Genomic DNA, 23,332 nt, shown 5'->3' with positions numbered 1-23,332 from the left:
TCCTTGCTACTGCTTTTGTCTCTGAACTATCACAGACGAGTAAAATCATTAAATAGCGCTAACGCCATGAGCGAGAAGATAATCGCACCACCAATTCTAAAGCCCATTTCCTGCACTTTCTCAGGAACAGGACGTCGAATGACTGCTTCAATTGCAAAAAACAACAAATGACCGCCATCCAACATTGGTAAAGGAACGAGGTTAATAATACCTAGGTTAACACTAATTAGAGCGAGAAAACCTAAAAAGTAGACCAAACCATAATCTGCTGTCGCGCCTGCGCCTTTGGCTATGGATATTGGTCCACTCAGATTATTCAGACCAACGTCTCCAACAATAAGCTTCTTAAGCATGCTGATTGTCAAACCAATGACTTGGCCAGTTTTGTCTACTGCTTTACCTATTGACTCGAATACACCAAACTGAAGATCGAAGCGATAACTTTCTGGCCATTCTGCGACTTTAGGTGCAATACCTGCAAAACCAACGACTTCTTTGTTAGCTAGCTCACGGCTACCGGGCGTCAGCGTCAATGTTTGCTCATAACCCTGACGTAACACCGTCAATTCAAGCGGTGTATCAGGATTAGAACGAACCGCTTCAACCACTTGCTTCCATTCGGTCACGCGTTGTTGACCAATTGCGACAACCTCATCACCTGGAAGCACACCGGCTTTTTCCGCCGCTCCACCTTGCGAGACCTGCTCGATAACTCGATACACCTCCGGTGTATACGGAGTAAAACCTAACGACTGCATCGCTGACTGAGTTTCTGGGTCGAACTTCCACTCACGTAAATCGAGCGTTTTCGTTACTTCTGAACCAACTTCATTCGCTGACGTTAGTGTTACCGTCATCAAATCATCGCCAATATGAGAAATCAATCCCATATTTACTGATTCCCAATCCGGAGTTTTGATACCAGATATCGATTTAAGTTCCATTCCAGATTCAATTCCAGCTTCCGCAACAATCGAATTGGGCGTAACTTCACCAATTACAGGCTTAACAGCCGGGATACCAATTAGAAATACCAGCCAATAGGCAAAAATTGCGAAAAGAAAATTAAAGATGGGGCCAGCCGCAACAATAGAGGTTCGCTTCCATAACGGCTTCTTATCAAACGCTAGGTGCTTCTCATGTTCTGGCACCTCATCGACACGGCTATCAACCATTTTCACATAGCCGCCGAGAGGGATCATTGAGATGCTGTACTCCGTTCCGTCTTTGCCTACTTTACTCCAAATAGACTTGCCGAAACCGATTGAAAACTTTTCAACTTTAACGCCGCAACGGCGAGCAACCCAAAAATGCCCAAATTCGTGCACGGCAACAAGAATGCCCAGTGCGACGATAAAAGAAATGAGATTCCACAATATACCAGTCATCAGCTACGCTCGCGTATGGTTTCTAGGGCAATAGTTCGTGCCATTCTATCTAGCTCGAGCAAGCTTTCCAAGCTATTCGCATTCTCAGCTTTGCAGCTTGCGTTGATTTTACTCAACACAGACTCATTGATGCGAGCAATATCGGTAAAACCTAGTCTGTTATTTAAAAATGCATCAACAGCGACTTCATTAGCTGCATTCAATGCTGTTGTTGCGTGTTGACCTTCATAACAGGCATCAATTGCGAGTTTTAAACATGGGTAACGAGCAAAATCAGGCTGCAAAAACGTCAGCTCACCAACTTTCGTGAAGTCTAGCGGCTTAACCCCAGCTTCCACTCTTGACGGGTATGACATGGTGAGCGCAATTGGCGTCGCCATATCCGCTTCTCCCATTTGTGCCAAGACCGAACCATCACGATACTGAACCATAGAATGAATTACCGATTGAGGATGAATAACCACCTTCAGTTGTTCGCGAGCAGCATTAAATAGCCACTTAGCTTCGATATACTCAAGGCCTTTGTTCATCATCGTGGCAGAATCAACAGAAATTTTTGGCCCCATCGACCAGTTTGGATGAGCAATCGCCTGCGCGGGTGTCACCTGCTCCAGTTCTGCGATGTCAGTGTAACGGAAAGGACCACCAGATCCAGTCAACAAAATATGAGAAATGCCATGTTCTTGTAAATTGCAACGACCTAGATTGGTTTGTACTTGCTGTGGTAAACATTGGAAAATGGCGTTGTGTTCACTGTCGACGGGAAGTAGCTCTGCGCCAAATTCTTCTACAGCATCAATAAATAGCTGGCCTGACATTACAAGTGCTTCTTTATTTGCCAACAAGACTCGCTTACCTGCTTTCACGGCAGCCATAGTAGGCAATAAGCCGGCTGCTCCTACAATAGCAGCCATTACACTGTCGACCTCGTCCAGCGAAGCAATATGGCATAGCGCATCAACACCACCTAGCACTTCGGTACTTGGTGAAACCGAGTGTAGCTCAGCTTGAAGTTGAGATGCCGCAGCTTTATCTGCCATGACCGCATACTTAGGTTGCCACTGACGACATAGACCGATCATCTTTTCAACGTTAGTGCTTGCCGCTAAGGCAACGACAGAAAACAGATCTGGGTTTTGTTCGACCACTTTAAGCGTGCTTGCACCAATTGATCCAGTAGCACCAAGAATCGTTAACTTTTGCATGTTGTAAGACCGTTAGAAAGCTCAGGAGCGACGACGCCGCTCCTGATAAATTAGAATACGTAGTAAAGAAGAGCAAAAACTGGGAATGCTGCGGTTAGGCTGTCGATACGATCTAGCACACCACCGTGCCCTGGGATAATGTTACTGCTGTCTTTAATGCCTGAGACACGTTTGAACATACTTTCAACCAGATCACCAAGCACTGAAATAACGACAGTCACTAGCGTAATCAGCACCATATGGACAGGGCTAGTGAACTGGATGTCGAACCAATCAGCAAATGCCCACGCTACGATTAATGCCGTGATAATGCCGCCAATTAGCCCTTCAATAGTTTTATTGGGGCTTACATGAGGAGCCATCTTACGTTTGCCTAAGCTTTTGCCTGCAAAGTAGGCGCCGCTATCTGCAGCCCATACCAAGAAACAAACGTACAACACAAGCTTTGCGCCGTGGTATGGATCTACAGTGATGTCATACGCTCTGAGAATAATCACACTCCAAAGGAATGGGATTAATGTCAGAAAACCAAATACATGACGTAAAACAAAATTACTTTGCCAAGATTTCGTCGTTTTGGGGTAAGTAATCGCCATTAAGCTAGCAATAATCCACCAAACAAAACCAATACCCAAGACGACATAATGAGGTGTCGTTAAGTGATTGAGGCTATATGCATCAGGCGAGATGTATAGAAAACTAAGTCCGGTAATAATGATTGCCGGCACAAGGGCAGCAATGCGAGAGTTGCTTCCTGTAAACTGAGTCCACTCCCAAAAACCTAATAGCGTTATTGCAGTTAAAGCGGCAATAAAGCCCATTAGCGGTAATTTAAAAATGCCTAAAATAACCAGGGGAGCTAAAATTAGTGCTGTTATTATTCTCTGTTTCAAACTAACTAGTCCTTATTGAGCTGCCATCAATGCCTTTATTTGTTCACCTGTACAGCCAAAACGACGTTCTCGGTTGATAAACCAAGTCACAGCTTCTACCAAACTGTCTTCATCGAATTCTGGCCAGTACTCTGGTGTAAAGTACATTTCTGCATAAGCCATTTGCCACAACATAAAGTTGCTGATGCGGCACTCTCCACTGGTGCGAATTAAAAGATCCACTTCCGGTAGGTCTGCCATGGTCAAATGCTCAGTGATTAGCTGCTCATTGATATCCTCTACACGAATTTCACCGTTACGTGCTTTTAGCGCTAACGTTTTAGCAGCTTCTGTGATGTCCCATTTACCGCCATAGTTGGCTGCAATGTTGATCACCATACCCGTGTTATCTGCCGTTAGGTTTTCTGCTTCTACAATTTTCTTTTGTAGACGCTCACTAAATCGACTGGTATCACCGATCACGCGCAACCGTAAGTTATTTTTGTGTAGTTTTTTTACTTCACTAGACAGGACCGTGATAAACAGTTCCATCAAAAGACCCACTTCTTCCTCCGGACGACGCCAGTTTTCACTACTAAAAGCAAACAGCGTCATGGCTCTAATGCCTAGTTTTGAAGCAGCAGCCACGGTCTTACGAACGGCACTAACGCCTTTTTTATGACCAAATACGCGAGGTTTTCCTTTGGACTTAGCCCAACGGCCATTACCGTCCATAATGATGGCAATATGCTTAGGAAGGGAATCAGAGAAGGCTTGAGAATTTTGCATAGGGAGTTAATTGAGTTCCATCAGTTGGATAGACTAACATAAAAAAACGCTGAGCTGTGAGCACAGCGTTTTCCAACAGTGATGTGTGTGGGAGTATTAAACTTCCATCAACTCTTTTTCTTTTGCAGCAAGAACTTCATCGATCTTCTTAACTGCAACGTCAGTTAGCTTTTGAATTTCGTCTTGTGCTTTACGGTCTTCATCTTCAGAGATTTCTTTATCTTTTAGAAGCGCTTTAAGATCGTTGTTTGCGTCACGACGGATGTTACGAACAGCAACACGACCACCTTCAGCTTCACCACGAACGATCTTAACTAGGTCTTTACGACGCTCTTCCGTTAGCGGTGGAAGTGGAACGCGGATGATAGTGCCAGCTGACATAGGGTTTAGACCAAGGTCAGACGTCATGATCGCTTTTTCTACTTTCGGCGTCAGCTCTTTATCAAAAACCGTGATTGCAAGTGTACGCGCATCTTCAGCAATAACGTTTGCTACTTGGTTTAGAGGTGTTGCTGCACCGTAGTATTCTACAGAAATACCAGATAGTAGGCTTGGGTGTGCACGACCTGTACGAATTTTAGAAAGGTTGTTCTTAAGCGCTTCAACGCTTTTATCCATGCGCTCTTGCGCGTCTTTTTTGATTTCGTTAATCACAGTTTCACCTTAAAAATGTCATCTTTCCTGAAGAAAGCCTAAAACGGTTGAGCAAAGCAAGCACCACCCTAACGCTTTGGAGTGGCACCTTAAGCCAAGCTTATTCGTTGATGAGCGTGCCTTCTGCTTCGCCCATAACCACGCGACGTAGTGCGCCTGGCTTGTTCATATTAAATACGCGGATTGGCATTTTGTGGTCACGAGCTAGCGTAAACGCCGCCAAGTCCATAACTTTCAGCTCTTTATCCAGAACTTCTGCATAAGATAGCTTATCATACAGCTCTGCGTCTGGGTTTGCTACAGGGTCAGCAGTAAATACACCATCAACTTTCGTCGCTTTTAGTACAACATCCGCTTCAATTTCGATACCACGTAAACAAGCAGCAGAATCCGTTGTAAAGAACGGGTTACCAGTACCAGCAGAGAAGATGACAACTCGGCCTTGGCGAAGCTCACGGATCGCATCAGCCCAATTATAGTCGTCACATACGCCTTTTAGAGGGATTGCAGACATAACGCGCGCATTTACGTATGCACGGTGAAGAGCATCACGCATCGCTAGGCCATTCATTACTGTAGCAAGCATACCCATGTGGTCACCAACTACGCGGTTCATACCAGCTTCAGCTAGGCCTGCACCACGGAACAAGTTACCGCCACCGATAACTACACCAACCTGAACACCCAGTTCAACCAGTTCTTTAACTTCTTGTGCCATACGATCAAGGACCGCAGGATCAATACCAAAACCGTCTTCACCTTGAAGAGCTTCACCACTCAGTTTTAATAGAATACGTTGATACGCTGGTTTAGGGTTCGTAGTCATGGAGTTTACCTTCCAAAGAGAGTTGTTGATTAACAGTCATGAATAGACACAACTTCAGTTATGGCTATTCATCACGGCTAATCGTTCACTGCTCATAAAAAGACCGTAGCCTTGGCTACGGTCTAATCTTTATACAGTCTCTAAGGATTAACCTTTTTGAGCTGCTGCAACTTCTTCAGCGAAGCTCATTTCTTCTTTCTTCTCGATACCTTCACCTACTTCTAGGCGAACGAACGTAGAAACTGAAGCGCCTTTTTCTTTCAGCATTTCGCCTACAGTTTTCTTAGGCTCCATGATGAAAGCTTGACCTGTTAGAGAGATCTCGCCAGTGAATTTCTTCATGCGGCCAACAACCATCTTCTCAGCGATTTCAGCAGGCTTGCCTTCGTTCATTGCGATTTCAACTTGAACCGCTTTCTCTTTTTCTACTACGTCAGCTGGTACGTCTTCTGGGTTAACGAACTCTGGCTTAGAAGCAGCAACGTGCATTGCAACGTGCTTAAGAGTTTCTGCGTCGCCTTCACCAGCAACAACAACACCGATTTTCTCACCGTGACGGTAAGAAGCGATTGCAGTGCCTTGAACGTATTCTACGCGACGGATAGTGATGTTTTCACCAATTTTAGCTACTAGAGCTACACGTGCGTCTTCGAATTGTGCTTGTAGTTCTTCAACAGAAGCTTTTGAAGCTAGAGCTGCAGCTGCAACTTCTTCTGCGAATGCAGTGAAGTTACCGTCTTTAGCAACGAAGTCAGTTTGGCAGTTAACTTCAAGAAGAACAGCAACGCCGTTTTCTTCTTTGATGATGATTGCGCCTTCAGCTGCAACGTTACCAGCTTTCTTAGCTGCTTTCGCTGCGCCAGATTTACGCATGTTTTCAATTGCTAGTTCGATGTCAGCGTTTGCTTCTACAAGCGCTTTCTTACATTCCATCATGCCAGCGCCAGTACGCTCGCGAAGTTCTTTAACTAGAGCAGCAGTTACAGTTGCCATTCTGTCTTCCTCGTTTGATTCGAAATAAGGTAAAAAACAGGGGCCTAACATTGTCGGCCCCCATTGCTAACTATAACTTAGTTTATGCTACACAAAGGTTTCACATAGACCAAGTGTGACACAGAGCCGCTATTATTCAGCTTCTACGAAACCGTCTTTTTCAGCAACTGCAGCTACGTCTTTGTTACGACCTTCAGATACTGCTGAAGCAGCAGCGTTCAGGTATAGCTGTACAGCGCGGATCGCGTCGTCGTTACCTGGGATTACGTAGTCAACGCCGTCTGGGTTAGAGTTAGTATCTACCACAGCGTATACTGGAATACCTAGGTTGTTAGCTTCTTTAATTGCAATGTGTTCGTGATCAGCGTCGATTACGAATAGAGCGTCTGGTAGGCCGCCCATGTCTTTGATACCACCAAGAGATTTCTCTAGCTTCTCCATTTCGCGAGTACGCATTAGAGCTTCTTTCTTAGTTAGTTTGTCAAAAGTACCGTCTTGAGATTGAGTCTCTAGTTCTTTTAGACGCTTGATAGACTGACGAACTGTTTTGTAGTTTGTAAGCATACCGCCTAACCAGCGGTTGTTTACGTAAAACTGGTTGCTTGCGATTGCAGCTTCTTTAACAGCTTCAGATGCAGCGCGCTTAGTACCTACGAATAGAACCTTACCTTTTTTCTCGCCAACTTTAGCTAGTTCAGCTAGAGCGTCGTTGAACATTGGTACAGTTTTTTCTAGGTTGATGATATGAACTTTGTTACGAGCGCCAAAGATGAATGGCTTCATTTTTGGGTTCCAGTAACGAGTCTGGTGACCGAAGTGAACACCAGCTTTTAGCATATCGCGCATTGATACAGTTGCCATTTTAAAATCCTCTATGGGGTTAGGCCTCCACATTCCCCATAACTCCGACCAAGCTTCTGCTCAGCACCCCGGAATATGTGACGGAATGTGTGTGATTTAAAGATAAAAGGTTATTCGGATGAAGCTTGCTTCGCCGCTTAACTTTGCTAAACGAAGAGAACAGTCCTCTATTCCGGCGCGCTTTATACCATATTTTAGCTCACTGTGGCTAGTAAAAATTATTTCTTCACCGAGCCACTTTCTCCTATTTATAAGCAAAACTTAAAACATATGATCGAATTAAGAATGATGCATATTCCTATCTAACTTGGGTTAACGCCCCGATGTCTGATAGAATGCGGCCATTCGCACGTTTACGTGCTTAGGAATAAGTAGAGAAAGCCAATGTCAATCAAGATTAAAACTGCTGAAGAAATAGAACGCATGCGCATTGCGGGCAAGCTAGCCGCAGAGATTCTAGAAATGATCGAACCACACATCAAAGTTGGTGTGACGACAGAAGAGTTAAACAAAATCTGTCATGAGTACGCTCTAGAAAAAGGTGCATACTCTGCTCCGCTTGATTACCATGGTTTCCCTAAGTCGATCTGTACTTCAATCAACCATATCGTATGCCACGGTATTCCAGCGGAAAAAGACGAAATCGGTAGTAACGGCCAAATGAAGCCGGCGGTACTAAAAGATGGTGACATCTTAAACGTTGATATTACCGTAATCGTTCCAAATGATGAGAATGCCGATCTGAGCGTGCGTCCTCAGGGGTACCATGGTGACACTTCTAAGATGTTCCTAGTCGGTGATGTTTCGCCTGCAAACAAACGTCTGTGCATGGTAGCTCAAGAAGCACTGTATGTTGGTATGCGTACCGTTAAGCCAGGTTCAACGGTTGGTGACATCGGTACAGCTATCGAGAAGTACATCAAAGAGAACAACAAGAACAATCCTCGCAACAAGTTTTCTATTGTGAAAGACTTCTGTGGTCACGGTATCGGCGATGAGTTCCATGAAGAACCACAAGTGGTTCATTACAAGAACAAAGACCGCCGCGTATTAAAAGAAGGCATGTGCTTTACTATTGAGCCGATGATTAACGCTGGTAAATTTGGTTGCTCTGTTGATGCACAAGATGACTGGACTGTTTACACGGGCGACGGCAAGAACTCTGCGCAATGGGAACATACCATTGTAGTAACAAAAGAAGGTTGTGAAGTACTGACGCTTCGTAGCGACGATACGATTCCTCGCCTAATGAAAAACGCGTAAAGCTGACGACCACTCGTTGTTTACTATATCCCTGCTTCGGCGGGGATATTTTTTATCTGCCGCAAATTTGTTAGATTGTTATTAGATTAGCTTGCACGGATGGCAAATATGACACTTCAGTCCCCTCTTACCTTTTCCGATGAACAAATCAATATCGGTGAACTCAAACAAGAATTAGAGAAGTTTAGCTCTAATCAAAACCAAGAGTTTCTCAATCATCATCCGGTAACAAGCTTGGTTTTAGCCAGAGCTGAATATATGGATCTGCTTCTCAATCGTTTGTGGCAACATTTTGGTTTCAAGGATATTTACAACATTTCCCTAGTTGCCGTTGGTGGCTACGGACGAGGCGAGCTGCATCCGCTCTCCGATATCGATATTTTGATTCTGTCGAACAATAAACTGCCAACCGCGTTAGAAGCAAAAATCAGCGAATTCATTACGCTGTTGTGGGATTTAAAACTCGAGGTCGGACACGCTGTTCGCACCGTTACTGAATGTGCTGAAATTGGTAAAGCCGATCTAACGGTCGCGACAAACCTGCAAGAAGCGCGACTGCTGTGTGGAAGCGAGGACACCTTTCAGGCACTGAAGAAAGTCGTGTTATCAGACTCCTTCTGGCCAAGTGAGACGTTTTACCGCGCTAAAATTCAAGAGCAGCGCGAACGCCATGCACGTTACCACGACACGACCTACAACTTAGAACCGGACATTAAATCAACCCCTGGCGGGCTGCGCGATATTCATACATTAAGCTGGGTCGCTCGACGTCACTTTGGTGCGACTTCATTGTTAGAAATGAGCCGATACGGATTTTTAACTGACGCAGAATACCGAGAATTGGTTGAATGTCAGGACTTCCTTTGGCGAGTACGTTTCGCTCTGCACATGGAGCTTCGCCGCTATGACAACCGCTTGACCTTTGCTCATCAAGCACAAGTTGCGGAAAATCTAGGCTACGTCGGAGAAGGCAACCGAGGCGTAGAAATGATGATGAAAGAGTTCTACCGCACGCTTCGTCGTGTGGCAGAGCTCAATAAAATGCTACTCAAACTCTTTGACCAAGCGATCATTAATGGTGGGGCGACAGAAAGTGCCGAGATTCTCGATACGGACTTTCAACGTCGCGGTTCTTTAATTGAAGCGCGGAAACCCGCATTGTTCCAAGCTCGCCCAGAAACTATTCTGGATATGTTCTTACATATTGCTAACGACTCAACTATTGAAGGGGTGAGCCCACCAACGCTGCGTCAACTGCGCACCGCTCGCCGTCGGCTCAACAAGTTTTTGCACACCATTCCTGCTGCGCGTGAAAAGTTCATGGCGTTATGTCGTCACCCTAATGCTCTGCACAAAGCATTCAGTCTCATGCACCGATTAGGGGTTATGGCGGCCTATTTACCGCAATGGAGTCAGATTGTTGGTCAAATGCAGTTTGACTTATTCCATGCCTACACAGTTGATGAACACAGTATTCGCTTACTTAAACACATCAACACTTTTAGTGACCCAGAAAATCATGCGAAGCACCCAATTTGCTGTGACGTCTACCCTCGAATGCAAAAGAAAGAGCTGCTGATTATTGCCGCTATTTTCCACGATATCGGGAAAGGTCGTGGCGGCGATCACTCAATTATCGGTGAAGGAGAAGCGTACGACTTCTGCATTGAGCATGGCTTATCGAAGCCCGAAGCCAAACTTGTCGCTTGGTTGGTAAGACATCATCTATTAATGTCTGTCACCGCACAGCGCCGAGACATTTATGATCCTGATGTCATTACCGAATTTGCCAAAAAAGTCAGAGACGAAGAATCTCTCGATTATCTTGTATGCCTGACAGTTGCAGATATTTGTGCAACCAACCCAGAACTTTGGAATGCTTGGAAACGAACTTTACTTGCGGAGCTGTATTACTCCACACAACGTGCTTTACGTAGAGGCCTAGAGAACCCTGTCGATGTGCGTGAGCGAATTCGCCACAATCAACAAATGGCCTCCGCAATGCTGCGCAAAGAGGGGTTTGCCGCGCGCGAAATTGAAGTATTGTGGCAACGCTTTAAAGCTGACTACTTCCTTCGTCATACTCATACGCAAATCGCGTGGCACTGTGAACACTTACTTCGCATGGAAGATCCGACTAAGCCTTTGGTATTGATCAGTAAAAAAGCCACTCGTGGGGGCACTGAGGTGTTTGTATATACGAAAGACCAGCCTGCTTTATTTGCGACGGTCGTGGCGGAGTTAGATAGGCGTAATTTTAATGTACACGACGCGCAAATCATGACCAGCAAAGATGGGCACGTGATTGATACCTTTATGGTACTCGATCAACATGGCGAAGCGATCGATGAGTCTCGTCACGCGGCGGTGATTAAACACCTCACCCATGTACTGGAGGCGGGCCGACCAACCAAGATTAAAACGCGCCGTACTCCGAACAAACTTCAGCACTTTAACGTGAAAACCAAAGTCGACTTCTTACCAACCAAAGGTAAAAAACACACTTTAATGGAGTTTGTCGCGCTAGACACACCGGGGCTGTTGGCCAAAGTAGGCCGTACGTTTGCTGATTTAAACATCAACCTTCACGGTGCTAAAATCACCACCATTGGTGAGCGAGCAGAAGACTTGTTTATTTTAACCAGTGATGCAGGGGGAAGGTTAAGTGAAGAACAGCAAGATGAGCTAAGAGAGAGATTGATCGAAAAGTTATCTGATGAGGTCGCAGCTTAGATCAAACCTGCCAATCTTTTCGGTTCAGGGCGAGAGCGATCTTGCCCACAAGTTAAGCATTTTGGCTAAATATCAGCTATCTAGCTCATACATAGGCTGCTACAGTTATATCAATATCAATTCGATGTAATAGAGGTAGCCTATGTATCCCCACCTCACTGGTTTGGGTATTCACGACCCTAAGCAGATTGAACGTTATTCCCTACGCCAAGAAGCACACAAAGACGTACTCAAGATCTATTTCCACAAGCAAAAAGGCGAACTATTCGCTAAAAGCGTTAAATTCAAATACCCACGCCAAATCAAAAATGTTCTTGTTGATAGTGGCAGTCACAAATATAAAGAAGTAACGGAAATCAACCGTAACCTCACATTAGTCATTGATGAGCTGAATAAAATCACTAAGCCAACGAAACAACCTGAGGTTGATGTAAAAGAGAAAATTCTTTCAGACCTTCGTCATTTAGAAAAAGTCGTTTCGAGCAAGATCGCAGAGATCGAAGCGGATCTCGCAAAACTAAAGTAAACGTTAAGTCTTAAATATTAAAAAAGGGTTAGCATTGATGCTAACCCTTTTTATTTGTACCCAATCATTATCTAGATCTAACTGCGCCGATTATCGGTTGATCATCGATTCATCCCACTCAAATCGAGTAAACAATTGCTGCCAAGTTTCATCAAGATTAGCCGTCATAACAATCTCTTGATCGGTAAATGGATGGATGAACCGTAACTCTGAAGCATGCAGTAGCAGACGATGAGATTCAAACTCTGTGCGATACAGCTTGTTGTGCTTTCCATCCCCGTGCGTTGTATCACCCACGATCGGATGGCGTAGATGTGCCATATGACGACGAAGTTGGTGCTTACGCCCCGTTTTAGGTTTCATCTCAACTAAGCAATAACGCGTTGTAGGAAATTTACCCGTCGAATAGGGAACTTCCACTTTAGCCAACGGCTTATATTCCGTCACCGCTTCTTGCGCTTCTTTTTCTTGTGAAGCGAACTTATCAGCAATCCTGTCTAACTCGACTTTGAGCGCGTAATCCAAGACGCCCTCTTCCTCAATCCAACCGCGTACTATTGCGTGGTATGTCTTTTCCATTTTATGTTCAGCAAACATCGGCATGACTTGTGATGCGACTTCACTCGACAACGCAAACACGAGCACACCAGATGTTGGGCGATCCAGACGATGCAATGGGAACACATGCTGACCAATTTGGTCGCGCAAAGTTTGCATGACAAACTGAGTTTCGTGTTTATCTAACCAACTGCGATGCACTAACATGCCTGCAGGCTTGTTGACCGCTACAAAATATTCATCCTGATAAACGATCTCCAGCTCAACTGGTTCTGAAGATCGCGTTAGTTCTTGTTCTAGCATTCGTTTACTTACACAGTTCGTCAATGGTTCGGATTGTAACGAGCAGCTCGGCGAACTGCGGTTCCTGCTTCCACGCTTCTGAAAAATAGGGCTCGAGAGAAAACCCTCTTGGCAGTGGTTGGTTATTTTTCACTAGTGCGTGCATTCTGGCTATAAAAATCCACTGCAACCACTCATGAGGATGCAATGTATCAATCGCAAATGGCTCCGCACTTTGTAAGGCTTGCTCTGAAGGCATAGTGTATTGCCACAATTTATGCTCTCTAAGCTGCGTTTCAAGTTGGTGAAGTAAGTCGACCAATTGAGTATTTGTTACCATTAATTCTATCTCGAACCTTGAATTAGCCGAGAATGATACCATTTCTTGTGAAAAGAACGTTAGGACGTCGTATTTAATGGAAAACATTCAAACCCTCACTCAACTGTTGAACAACAGCCACTGTGATTATCAAATCTTCGATCTTGGTCGCCGTATCAAAACCATCGCTAAGAAAGAGTTTACCGATGTAGAAAAAGGTCAAGCACCTTACCCATTTCCAATGCAGCGTAAAGCACACCTTGCCATCGCTTATTGGAATGAACAAAAGCAACCTTGGATTTGGTTTCTAAAGTTTGAATTGGACGAGCGCGGTTTGTTAAAGCAAGCGGATATCGGCAATTTCATTAAATACGTCGTGGAGGCTATGGGAACACGCCTCAATGATGATATCACTGAAGAGCAACAACAAAAGCTGTCTAACAACCCATACACTTTCAAACCTTCCGAAGATAAAATGGCCGTGTTTCATAGCCAGGTCCGCGCAAACCTCAATCTTCCTACCAGCCAATATTACGAGCATACCCAGCATTACTTCTCTGGAGGTTTAGGCTGGGATAATTGGCAAACTGTAGGTCTGCAAGGTATCACAGACATAGCCGCTCGCCTGGACAAAGAGCAAAACGGGGTAATGATACGCAAAGCGTTGAACCACCTACCAAATGAGCCACTTTATGCCCTATTAGGTGCGCTTGAGCACGTAGAGCTTCAAGAGCGTTTAGCAGGACGTATCGCGGAAAAGGCACAGCAAGAAATCGCAAGTAGCGAACCTGATCTCTTCCTACTTTCAGCACTTATCCGAGCCCTTGCTGGTGCACCAACAGAAGTCGCCTCTCCAGTATTAGATGCGATATTGCATAGCCCTCGTTTAAGCCATCAGGAGGTATTGATTGGTGTGGCGGGTCGCGCTTGGCACTTACTCGCCAATGAAAAGGTAGCAGAACAGTTTTTGCTGCGTTTAGCTCAAACCGGTAATCAAGCCCTATTTAATCAGTTATTTGCCGATTTAGTGATGCTGCCAGAGTTAAGAATGGTGTTATTGCCTTTACTGCATTCAAACCCATCAGAGGAACTAGCAAATGCGCTAGTAAGCTTACAACAAACAACAAAAAGCTAAGAAAGGTTCAGGAATGATTGGTGATCTTTTAGCAATTTTAGGGCTCTGCTTTTTCTGTTACCTGTTTTGGCAACAGCGTCGCCAAGCCGAACTCGCAAAAGCGGCCATCACGCGTAAATGTGAGCAATTGGATCTCCAATTAATCAGCATCGCCTTTGGTGCCCATAAACTAAAAACGCCAGACGGAGTCTGGCGTTGGCATACGGTGTATCAATTTGAGTTTTCATCTCTTGGTGACGATTGCTACCAAGGAGAGTTAACCATGGTCGGTTTCAGGCCGCAGAACTTTCACCTACCACCGCATCGCTTGTAAATTCCATTTCAAAGTAAGGACCATATATATCCTTACTTTCTTTTGTTTCAACAAATCCCAGCTTTTTCAGTACTGCCATAGAAGCTTGATGATTGCTATTCACGTTAGCTTTCACCTTATTCAAGCCCAATTCATGGCACGCTTTGGGGAAAAATGCTTTTAGTGCTTCTGTTGCTAACCCTTTACCCCAATATGATTTATCAAAAATAAACCCTAATTCAGGTTCGGAATCGAGATTAGCAATGAACACGTGCCCCATATAGTCACGACTGGTGCTCTCTAGCACTGCCATACTATAAATGTTCTCATCATCCAGTATTTTCTCAAACATCTGTTTGGCAGACGCAACTGTATACGGACCATTCAATTCAGCACGGTTTTTCGCACAGCAATTCAGCATGACGAATTCTAGTTGCAACGACTCATTGTAGGGTAGAAGAAGCATTCTTCTGGTTACTATGGCCACATCTGTTCCTTGATTACAACAAACTTAATCTATCCGCAGATCACAAACTCGATGAGCTGAACATGCTCAATGATTGCGGGCATAACACCTTGTAGAGAAGCCGAAAGTTAAACCAACTGGTTGGAAAGGATATTGATCTGAGTTGTTTTTTATTAAGTGTTATTAGGAATTTATATATTTTGTGATATTGATATCCCCAAATAACATCGAGATGCTTAATTCAATGAGAACACTGGATATCGTTTTTATATAAGAAAGACCCCGACACATAAGTATCGGGGTCATGGTCTTACTCGCAGCAGTCCGGCTACTAAAAGTGCTCCATGCATCATCCATAATAGTGGCTGATTCCGTCAGCTTATTCCTTACGTCGCCGTCCTAGCGGTGTCCTTATCATCCTGACTGCTAACATTCCTCGTTAGCACACGTCACTTGTTCCTTGAGCGGTGTCCCTTGCATCTTCCTGATGCTGTCCATAACCTCAATCCTAGAGGGGTCCATTGTCTATCCTTAGTCATCAACATCCTATTGATGATAGTATCCTTACAATGTCCTACGCTCCATGCTTGATTAATCATCCTGACCAACCAAATCGTCTTCCTGACGATAACCAAATCCTTGGTGCTTTCCTGTTCCATGTCTGCTTCCTGCTGACAACTCTCAATTTACGCCTTTTCCAAAAATAGACAATCTATCTAAGATAAATATTTGGCTCTCACATTGGTTAATAAGTTGTTAAATCATTATTTATCAGAAACTTAAGCTCTTCAGCTTCTCTTTTTCCGCTTACGAAATCGTTTTCTCTCACAACCTATGTAAGAGATCTCTCACACTACACTCTCCAAAATGCCATTCGCCAAATTAGCGCACTCAACGTATGATGATAGATATATCGTTGTTAAGGATTAAAAATGTTAACTCAAGACGTTACTAAAGAATTAGAAGCGGCAATGGAACAGTTGCAACAACAAGGAAAAGAGCCAACCGTAGCGTTAGTGAAAGCACGCTTGAAAACGCCAGTTCCAATGCCAGCATTAATCACCGCAATAAAAAGTTGGAAGAGTGCTCAACGCGTACCCAAGGTTGAAATCGCAGCACAACACCACACCGATAATGATCGTCTTGAAGCCCTAGAGCGCACCGTAAAAATGCTAGCCATTCGTATTGAAGAGTTAGAAGCGAAACTCAGTGAGAAATCATCATGAAGTTATGGGTAGATGCAGACGCGTGTCCGAAAGTTATTCGCGAAACCATTGTGCGTGCCGCCGAGCGTACGGGGATTGAATGTACGTTTGTCGCTAACCACGTTGTCCCTGTGCCGAAAAGAGACAACATCCACTCGCTGCAAGTCCCTGCGGGATTTGACATCGCAGACAACGAAATCGTCAAGCGTGTGGAAGCCAACGACTTGGTGATCACGTCAGATATTCCGCTTGCAGATGAGGTTATCTCTAAAGGCGCTCAAGCCCTCAGTTCTCGTGGCGAGCTCTATACAAAAGACACCATCAAAGCTCGCCTAAATATCCGCGACTTTATGGAAACCATGCGTTCAAGCGGAATTCAGACAGGTGGGCCCGCCGCGCTTTCTCAAACCGATCGACGCGAATTTGCAAACCATTTGGATCGTATTTTGGCGAAATTTAAGAAGTAACCCTCACTCTATTCATATTGAGCCAGCATATCAAAGCCTGGCTCATTCCTGAAAACTCATTCTCAGCATTGCACCCAAAGCGTGCTCTTACTCCCATTTGTTTTGTTCTGTTTATTTTTCATCTTGCTCGCCATAGCTTCAATATGCAACGTGGTTTATTTTGAACGACGTTTTTAATAAGTGTATAGAGAATAATGGGCTTTAACATCGTTTCCAGTGGAAGCTACCTGCCAACGAATCAATGGTCTGCTCGAGAGATGGATCGCTTACTAAAATTAGCGCCAGGGACCTGCCGAAATAAATTCGACGTTGAATATCGTCATGTAGCCAATACAAAAGAGACCGCTATTTACATGGCAGTGCAGGCAATAGAGCAGTGTTTAGGAAACACACATACCTTAAGCTCCGTTGATCTTCTTATCTACGCTAGCGGCACACACCACCAGTCTCTACCCTACGACGCCTCAGCGGTTCTCGCCGCGTTAGACGCTCCAACATGGCTAGAAAGCTTTGATTTGAACAGCACCTGTTTATCCTTTCTCTCTGCGCTTGATCTTGCTCAGAGTCTATTCTTAGCAAAACGATACCGTCGGATTCTTATTGTCACCAGCGAACTCGCCACTGGCATCACACTGAATCGAAATTTTACGCTCAAACCAGAAGTTGCAACGCTATTCGCAGACGGTGCCGCCGCATTTTTGCTCGAAGAACGCAACGATGATGGATTGCTCACCAGTCACTTTGAAACGCATCATACCGGGTATTCATTTTGTCAAATTAAGGGCGGAGGTAGTCATATCAATCCGCATACCTCCGAGCATCAAGCCTATTTAAAAAGTTGCCAGTTTGAGATGGAGGGCAAAGCACTCTTTAAACATGTGCGTAAAGCCTTACCAGCGTTTCTAAAAAAAGGGTTTGACGCCTCTCCGGTAACACTCAGCGATATTGATTATTTTCTTCCTCATCAAGCCAGCGCGCATGGATTAAAAAAACTGCCTTCACTCACCGGGCTACCAACAGAGAAAACCGTTAATCACTTTTCGACTTTGGGAAACCAAGTCGCCGCCTCACTCCCAATTAACTTACACTGGCTGCGTAATCAGCCAGAAACCGCAGGAAAACATGTGTTATTAGCTGGCACCGCCGCAGGGTTGTCACTAGGGATGGGAGTGCTAAAACTATGAAGATATTGGTCACTGGTGGCAGCGGGATGTTGGGTAGCGCAATTCTGAGAATGTTTCACCAGCAGCATGAACTGCATTTTACAGCACGAAACACAGTCATCGCTAAACAACTCGCCGAGCAATTCGATGTTATCCCACATATAGTCGATTTAAGAGACCACTCAGCAGTTCATGCGGTATGCCAAGGTATGGATGCAATCATCCATTGTGCCGCTCTCTCAAGCCCATGGGGAAAGTGGCAGGCGTTTTATCAAGCCAATGTAGATGCCACCAAAAACCTCGTCAATGCGGCTAATACCCATCAAATCTCGCGTTTTATCCATATTTCCTCCACCAGCGTCTACTTTGACCATCAAGACCGTTGGAATATTCGAGAAACCGACGCCATAGCTTCATACTGGTGTAATGATTATGCACACACAAAATACCTATCGGAAATTGAAGCCGTAAAAGGCCGAAGTAAAGCGATCATTTTAAGGCCGCGTGGCATTTTTGGACCCAATGATCGCGCGATTATCCCAAGAGTGCTTAAGGCGATAAAAAACAACACTCTGCTTCTGCCATCAGGTAGAAATCCTGTGGTTGATCTGACCTATGTCGACAACGTTGCCCATGCAGCGATGCTCGCTTGCACTCAGGCAGACCGACTTCAGCATGGTGATGTGTTCAACATTTCCAACAACGAACCAATGCCAATTGAGACTGTTCTGCAAGCTTTATGTGAGGGGTTAAACCTAAAAGTAACGTTACAATCATTACCATATGGCGTTGTATCACCATTATTAAAGCTCAGTGAGCAAATACGAAGGCACTTACCACATCAGCCAGAACCAAGGCTCACCTCATACAGCGCAGGATTGTTTAACTATCATCAAACTCTGGATATCAGCAAGGCTAAACAAACACTGAATTACCAACCGCTTTTTTCAATTCAAGAAGGAATACAGCAGTATGCAAACTGGTCTAAAAATAAAAATCTTTGAGGCTGGACACTGCGTACACCCAGGCTTTGTTGTCAAACCAGGTTCTGGTATCAAGCCTAGAGCATTTCCGGCAGCCGTTGCGTTAATTCAGCACCCAACACAAGGCAACATCCTGTTTGACACGGGATATCACGAGCATTTTTTTAGCGCGACTCGTCCCTTCCCTGAACGTTTTTATGCTTGGACAACACCTTGTCGCTATAAAAAAGAACACGGAATTGTTGCGCAGTTAGCAAAAGAAAGTCTCAAACCTCATGATATTGAACACTTAGTACTCTCCCACTTCCATGCTGATCACATTGCTGCCGTGTCTGAGTTTTCCCACTCTCAATTGCATTGCCAACAAAAAGGGGTGGATGCAATTACTAAAAGTGGTCGAATTGGAGGCGTAAGAAAAGGATACCTAAAAGCTCTACTTCCTCCACAACTTGAATCTAACTTATTCATTCATAGTGACTTTTCTGTACCAATCAGCCAAATTCTTCCTCAGTGCCAAGGTGTTAATTTGCTCTGTAAAGACATGTTCGACGACGGATTCATTTATATGGTTAGCTTGCCAGGCCATGCTGCGGGTCAAGTGGGCCTATTAGTTAAGAGAGAACGAGATTGGATGTTCTTACTCGCCGATGCATGTTGGTTAATTGAGAGCTTGAGTGAAAATATCGATCAGCATTGGCTGGCTAACATGCTTTGCGATGACACAAAGGCCTATAAAAACACCCTCTCCGAGTTGAGAAGTTGCTACCAACAAACCCACCACTTTGTTCGCTTCGTGCCTTCACATTGTCAGGAAACTATCCAGCAGCTAATCAAAGAAGGGTGGATGAAGTGATAACGCTTATCTCAGAATTCTGGCGAACCCGCTACCGCCCTTTCGGTTCAAGGGAACAAGTCGAAGCTTGGCAGCAACGACATTTAACGCAACACCTAGATTGGGTATGCTGTCATTCACCGTATTACCGCTCACTTCAAGGTGCAGTACTTAGTGATTTCCCTATCATGAATAAGCAAACCATGATGGAGAACCTCTCGGAGTTGAATACGAAAGGCTTAGATGCTGAACAGCTAATGCAACAAGCACTCGAAGCAGAACAGTCACGCAACTTCGCCGCTTCGAAAGTTGGCGATGTTACTGTTGGGCTTTCTTCGGGCACATCAGGCATGCGCGGGTTGTTTCTTGCTGACAAACAGGAAACGCAACTGTGGGCTGGCAATATATTGGCTCGCCTGTTGCCCAACCTATGGCAAAAGCACCGAATTGCGCTAGCCTTGCGCGCCAACAGCCCACTGTATAAATCCGTCGCGAAAGGCCCTGTCACATTCTTTTATGCGGATTTAACTAAACCTTACCAAGAATGGATAAAAGAGTTGGATGAGTTCCAACCCACGCTTTTGGTTGGTAGTGCGCAAGCTCTTCAGCTCTGCGCCCAGTTCAGCGGTCAATTTGGTCAACCCGAAATTCAACCACAGCGGATCATTTCTGGTGCAGAAGTCCTAACTGAGAGTGACCGTCACTTTATTTCTCAACGGTTCGACAGCGAACTCCATGAAGTCTATCAATGTACCGAAGGTTTTCTTGCATGTACTGATCAGCATGGACAAATGCGCTGGAATCAGGATGTTATTTACATCGAAAAACATTGGCTGAATACCGAACGTACTCATTACAGCCCAATTATCACCGATTTTCGTCGTAAAACTCAGCCCATTATTCGTTATCAGCTCGACGATATTATTGAGAATAAACAGGATAATGGCGTATTTGAACCTCTTGGCACGATTGCCGGACGATGTGGTGATCGCCTCACGCTAAACGCAAACCAGGTCCCAGTGACGGTGTTACCAGATCTCATCTACCGCGCTATAACACTATCCGCCCAAAGTCGCGTGGATTACCGAATCACCCAAACAGGGTCACAAGCCATTCAAATTGAAGCGGATTTTCACCACCATCGGGTTATACATCAAGCCTTGATAAAGTTGTTTGACCAATTGCGGCTTGATCCTGTCAGATTTAGTTACCGCCCTGCGCCTATTTGGACGCCAATGAATAAACAACGACGTGTGGTGAACATATGCGGGTCTTAATCACCGGAGCCCGAGCACCAGTTGCACTAGAGTGGGCAACCATGTGTATGCATCATGAGCATGAAGTAATTCTCACCGATTCGCTAAAAAAGCCTCTGGGATCATTTTTGCGAGGTATCGAGTCTTATATACCCACCGCTTCACCTCGATTTACGTTTCCCACCTATCAACAGCAGATCCTAAAAATCATTACTCAGATGCGTATTGATATAGTGATACCCACTTGTGAAGAAGTTTATTACTTGGCTCATGTTGCCAAACAATGCCCAGAAGTAGATTTTTTTCTGCCCAATGTGGGACTACTCAATGCCCTGCACAACAAGTTGACCGTCTTTGAACAGCTTCAAGGTTTGCCAGAAATCACACTTCCAAAAACTCGTTTGGTCGCTGATAAAAGTGAGATTGAAATTAATAAGAGAACCGTTCTAAAGCCCGTTTACTCTCGGTTTGGCGGGCAAGTCATAAGAGATGTGACGACTCAGTCTATTTCTGCCGCCACGATATCGCCCCTTTTCCCTTGGGTTCAGCAACAAAAAATCCATGGGACTCCGGTGTGTAACTATGCCATTTTTGAACATGGTGACCTTAAAGCACACCAAGCTTATGTGCCGAAATACTGTGTAAACGGCTCGGCCGCCAGTGCTTTTCAGCCGATCTCGTGCGAACGACTAGATAGATTTATCGCAGCTTTTGGTAAACGTCATACTTATCATGGGCAAGTGTCGTTTGACTTCATCAAATCACAAGATGAACTCTACGTGATTGAATGTAACCCAAGAGCCACCAGTGGTTTGCACCTACTCTCGTCTCGATGCAACCAACTGCTTCCTAATATGGAGTTTACCAGTCCTTCCAAGCAGCGATTGCATCATTTAGGTCCAATAACACTCATCGCTGAAGGCGGGTTATCCCTGTTCAAGGCTCGAACTTGGCAAGATTGGTGGTCTGGAGTGAATGTGATGCAACAGCATAACTTACCGGTCGGGAGCCAAATCCGGAGTATGTTTGAATTACTCCGGTTAGCTAGGCAGAACAAGACGAAGTGGAGCGACGCTTCTACCGTTGATATTGAGTGGAATGGAGAGGCATTGAACTCATGACACTTTCCTCTCAAGAATGGCATCAAACCTTTATCACTCTTATGCAGTCAAATCCTATTGATGAATGCACAGCAAGCTTTGGTTGCTACTATATCGATGATGTTGCCATTCCTTACTCCGTAACACCAAAAATACCAAACAACTGTTATGCAGTCTCCCCTATGACACTGCTTAGTGGCTACGCCGAAGAAGAGCTTCACAAAGTCAAAAATGTGGCTGTTCGATGGGTATGTAAGTTACTTATTAATATGACTAAACCAATCTTATCATTGGCTGGATTGGATCAAGTCCAAACGCTCAACAATCAGTGCTTGTCCACCAATATGTATAGCGAACAATGGGCAGCCTTAAATCTCGATGAACTGCGTCGCGTCGCACTCGATCAATACCCCACCTTTCCCTTGGTGCTTCGCTCCATTAACCAACGTCAACAATCACGCTTTATTCAGCGATTAGAGCAGCAGCAATGGCAAAGCTTGGTAACACGACAAGTGTATCTACTTGATGATTGGCAAGCGTTCAGCTTCAACCGAGATTTAACGAAAGACTTCAAACTGCTTAATGATAAAGATTGGCAGTTTAGGCCACTGACCACTGATGAAGAGTTTCAGCGTGCCAAAGAGTTATATGACATGCTTTACCTTGATAAATACAGCCTCAATAACATCCAGTTTTCAACCCAATATTTAAAACAGGCGAGCCAGAACAAATTAGTAAAGTTAGTGGGACTGTTTTATCAAGAAGAGATGCTGGCTACGTTAGGCATTGTAGAAATTGATAATGATATGACTTGCCCAATTTTTGGCTACGATACCAATAAGCCACAACGCCTCGCATTGTATCGTCGAATATCGGCCTATACCATCCGCCACGCAATGATATTCCAGCGTCGTTTTAATATGAGCTCAGGTGCTCCGGCTTTTAAACGCAACAGAAAAGCCCGGCCAGAAATTGAATTTAGCTATGTTTATATTGCGCACTTACCTTGGTACAAACGCATAATTTGGAAAAGCTTATGCTGGTTCACTCAGCACTTTTATCGCCCTTTGTTGATGCGTTTTCAGCTATAAACCGACATCTATAATCAGGTAAGCCTGCGTACACAGTCTCAATCGATAAAAAAGCCTGCGACGTTCGCAGGCT

24 protein-coding genes are annotated in these 23,332 nt (G+C 44.7%); 13 read left to right on the top strand and 11 right to left on the bottom strand.

The features are described 5' to 3' along the window. Positions 1-29: 29 nt before the first annotated feature. From rseP to rpsB, 8 genes are all read right to left on the bottom strand, one after another. A complete protein-coding gene (gene rseP, locus R7E29_RS15840) occupies positions 30-1,388 on the bottom strand; it encodes a sigma E protease regulator RseP (RefSeq protein ID WP_017820751.1) in 1,359 nt (452 codons plus the stop codon). Next, positions 1,388-2,593, bottom strand: coding sequence for a 1-deoxy-D-xylulose-5-phosphate reductoisomerase (ispC, locus tag R7E29_RS15835; protein ID WP_213906536.1), 1,206 nt, complete (start codon positions 2,591-2,593; stop codon positions 1,388-1,390). Before ispC ends, rseP begins: the two co-directional genes overlap by 1 nt. Before the next feature lie 50 nt (positions 2,594-2,643). Next, entirely contained in the window at positions 2,644-3,486 is an 843-nt protein-coding gene (locus R7E29_RS15830) for a phosphatidate cytidylyltransferase (protein WP_005385351.1), read from the bottom strand. A gap of 12 nt (positions 3,487-3,498) precedes the next feature. Next, complete coding sequence (locus R7E29_RS15825; RefSeq protein WP_005380331.1) at positions 3,499-4,254, bottom strand: isoprenyl transferase; 756 nt, start codon at positions 4,252-4,254, stop codon at positions 3,499-3,501. Positions 4,255-4,350: 96 nt separating this feature from the next. Next, positions 4,351-4,908 (bottom strand): ribosome recycling factor, encoded by a 558-nt coding sequence (frr, locus tag R7E29_RS15820; protein ID WP_005380330.1) that lies wholly within the window; start codon positions 4,906-4,908, stop codon positions 4,351-4,353. A gap of 100 nt (positions 4,909-5,008) precedes the next feature. Then, positions 5,009-5,734, bottom strand: a complete 726-nt coding sequence (gene pyrH, locus R7E29_RS15815) for a UMP kinase (RefSeq protein ID WP_005380329.1) — start codon at positions 5,732-5,734, stop codon at positions 5,009-5,011. Between the two features lie 147 nt (positions 5,735-5,881). Then, positions 5,882-6,727 (bottom strand): translation elongation factor Ts, encoded by an 846-nt coding sequence (gene tsf / locus R7E29_RS15810; RefSeq protein ID WP_005380328.1) that lies wholly within the window; start codon positions 6,725-6,727, stop codon positions 5,882-5,884. Between the two features lie 132 nt (positions 6,728-6,859). Beyond that, complete coding sequence (gene rpsB, locus R7E29_RS15805) at positions 6,860-7,588, bottom strand: 30S ribosomal protein S2 (protein WP_005380327.1); 729 nt, start codon at positions 7,586-7,588, stop codon at positions 6,860-6,862. Between the two features lie 384 nt (positions 7,589-7,972). Between rpsB and map the strand changes: the two genes are divergently transcribed. The 3 genes from map (at position 7,973) to R7E29_RS15790 (ending at position 12,110) form a co-directional block, all read left to right on the top strand. After that, positions 7,973-8,851, top strand: a complete 879-nt coding sequence (map, locus tag R7E29_RS15800; protein WP_005380326.1) for a type I methionyl aminopeptidase — start codon at positions 7,973-7,975, stop codon at positions 8,849-8,851. 108 nt (positions 8,852-8,959) lie between these two features. Then, positions 8,960-11,584 carry a bifunctional uridylyltransferase/uridylyl-removing protein GlnD gene (glnD, locus tag R7E29_RS15795; RefSeq protein WP_017636037.1) on the top strand — a complete coding sequence of 875 codons (2,625 nt, stop codon included), beginning with the start codon at positions 8,960-8,962 and terminating at the stop codon, positions 11,582-11,584. 142 nt (positions 11,585-11,726) lie between these two features. Beyond that, positions 11,727-12,110 (top strand): DUF3461 family protein, encoded by a 384-nt coding sequence (locus R7E29_RS15790; protein WP_171344492.1) that lies wholly within the window; start codon positions 11,727-11,729, stop codon positions 12,108-12,110. 90 nt (positions 12,111-12,200) lie between these two features. On the opposite strand, the gene truC is transcribed toward R7E29_RS15790, so the two are convergent. Continuing rightward, positions 12,201-12,971 carry a tRNA pseudouridine(65) synthase TruC gene (truC, locus tag R7E29_RS15785; RefSeq protein WP_213906535.1) on the bottom strand — a complete coding sequence of 257 codons (771 nt, stop codon included), beginning with the start codon at positions 12,969-12,971 and terminating at the stop codon, positions 12,201-12,203. Between the two features lie 4 nt (positions 12,972-12,975). Continuing rightward, positions 12,976-13,290 (bottom strand): YqcC family protein, encoded by a 315-nt coding sequence (locus R7E29_RS15780; protein ID WP_042521408.1) that lies wholly within the window; start codon positions 13,288-13,290, stop codon positions 12,976-12,978. Between the two features lie 76 nt (positions 13,291-13,366). On the opposite strand from R7E29_RS15780, the gene R7E29_RS15775 reads away from it, so the two are divergent. Both R7E29_RS15775 and R7E29_RS15770 read left to right on the top strand, forming a co-directional pair. Continuing rightward, complete coding sequence (locus R7E29_RS15775; RefSeq protein WP_213906534.1) at positions 13,367-14,404, top strand: DUF3549 family protein; 1,038 nt, start codon at positions 13,367-13,369, stop codon at positions 14,402-14,404. Between the two features lie 13 nt (positions 14,405-14,417). Beyond that, positions 14,418-14,717, top strand: coding sequence for a DUF3301 domain-containing protein (locus R7E29_RS15770; protein ID WP_005380315.1), 300 nt, complete (start codon positions 14,418-14,420; stop codon positions 14,715-14,717). Here R7E29_RS15770 and R7E29_RS15765 read toward each other — a convergent pair. Beyond that, complete coding sequence (locus tag R7E29_RS15765; RefSeq protein WP_213906554.1) at positions 14,677-15,162, bottom strand: GNAT family N-acetyltransferase; 486 nt, start codon at positions 15,160-15,162, stop codon at positions 14,677-14,679. The two genes, R7E29_RS15770 and R7E29_RS15765, sit on opposite strands and share 41 nt — an antisense overlap. A gap of 932 nt (positions 15,163-16,094) precedes the next feature. On the opposite strand from R7E29_RS15765, the gene R7E29_RS15760 reads away from it, so the two are divergent. The 8 genes from R7E29_RS15760 (at position 16,095) to R7E29_RS15725 (ending at position 23,259) form a co-directional block, all read left to right on the top strand. Next, complete coding sequence (locus R7E29_RS15760; protein ID WP_005391777.1) at positions 16,095-16,388, top strand: hypothetical protein; 294 nt, start codon at positions 16,095-16,097, stop codon at positions 16,386-16,388. Continuing rightward, positions 16,385-16,834, top strand: coding sequence for a YaiI/YqxD family protein (locus R7E29_RS15755; protein ID WP_005380310.1), 450 nt, complete (start codon positions 16,385-16,387; stop codon positions 16,832-16,834). The genes R7E29_RS15760 and R7E29_RS15755 overlap by 4 nt, the downstream gene beginning before the upstream one ends. 194 nt (positions 16,835-17,028) lie before the next feature. Further along, entirely contained in the window at positions 17,029-18,018 is a 990-nt protein-coding gene (locus tag R7E29_RS15750; RefSeq protein ID WP_213906533.1) for a ketoacyl-ACP synthase III, read from the top strand. Further along, positions 18,015-19,001 carry an NAD-dependent epimerase/dehydratase family protein gene (locus R7E29_RS15745; protein ID WP_053306722.1) on the top strand — a complete coding sequence of 329 codons (987 nt, stop codon included), beginning with the start codon at positions 18,015-18,017 and terminating at the stop codon, positions 18,999-19,001. The genes R7E29_RS15750 and R7E29_RS15745 overlap by 4 nt, the downstream gene beginning before the upstream one ends. Next, positions 18,970-19,833 carry an MBL fold metallo-hydrolase gene (locus R7E29_RS15740; protein WP_053349822.1) on the top strand — a complete coding sequence of 288 codons (864 nt, stop codon included), beginning with the start codon at positions 18,970-18,972 and terminating at the stop codon, positions 19,831-19,833. Before R7E29_RS15745 ends, R7E29_RS15740 begins: the two co-directional genes overlap by 32 nt. Beyond that, positions 19,821-21,089 carry a F390 synthetase-related protein gene (locus tag R7E29_RS15735; RefSeq protein ID WP_374041306.1) on the top strand — a complete coding sequence of 423 codons (1,269 nt, stop codon included), beginning with the start codon at positions 19,821-19,823 and terminating at the stop codon, positions 21,087-21,089. The genes R7E29_RS15740 and R7E29_RS15735 overlap by 13 nt, the downstream gene beginning before the upstream one ends. Then, complete coding sequence (locus R7E29_RS15730) at positions 21,077-22,189, top strand: ATP-grasp domain-containing protein (protein ID WP_258630205.1); 1,113 nt, start codon at positions 21,077-21,079, stop codon at positions 22,187-22,189. The genes R7E29_RS15735 and R7E29_RS15730 overlap by 13 nt, the downstream gene beginning before the upstream one ends. Further along, on the top strand, positions 22,186-23,259 hold the full coding sequence (locus R7E29_RS15725) for a hypothetical protein (protein ID WP_258630203.1): 1,074 nt from the start codon (positions 22,186-22,188) through the stop codon (positions 23,257-23,259). The genes R7E29_RS15730 and R7E29_RS15725 overlap by 4 nt, the downstream gene beginning before the upstream one ends. Positions 23,260-23,332 lie beyond the last annotated feature (73 nt).

It is taken from the genome of Vibrio sp. Vb1729 (genome assembly GCF_033338655.1).
Classification (GTDB): domain Bacteria; phylum Pseudomonadota; class Gammaproteobacteria; order Enterobacterales; family Vibrionaceae; genus Vibrio; species Vibrio alginolyticus.
This window is presented reverse-complemented; position numbering and strand designations above follow the sequence as displayed.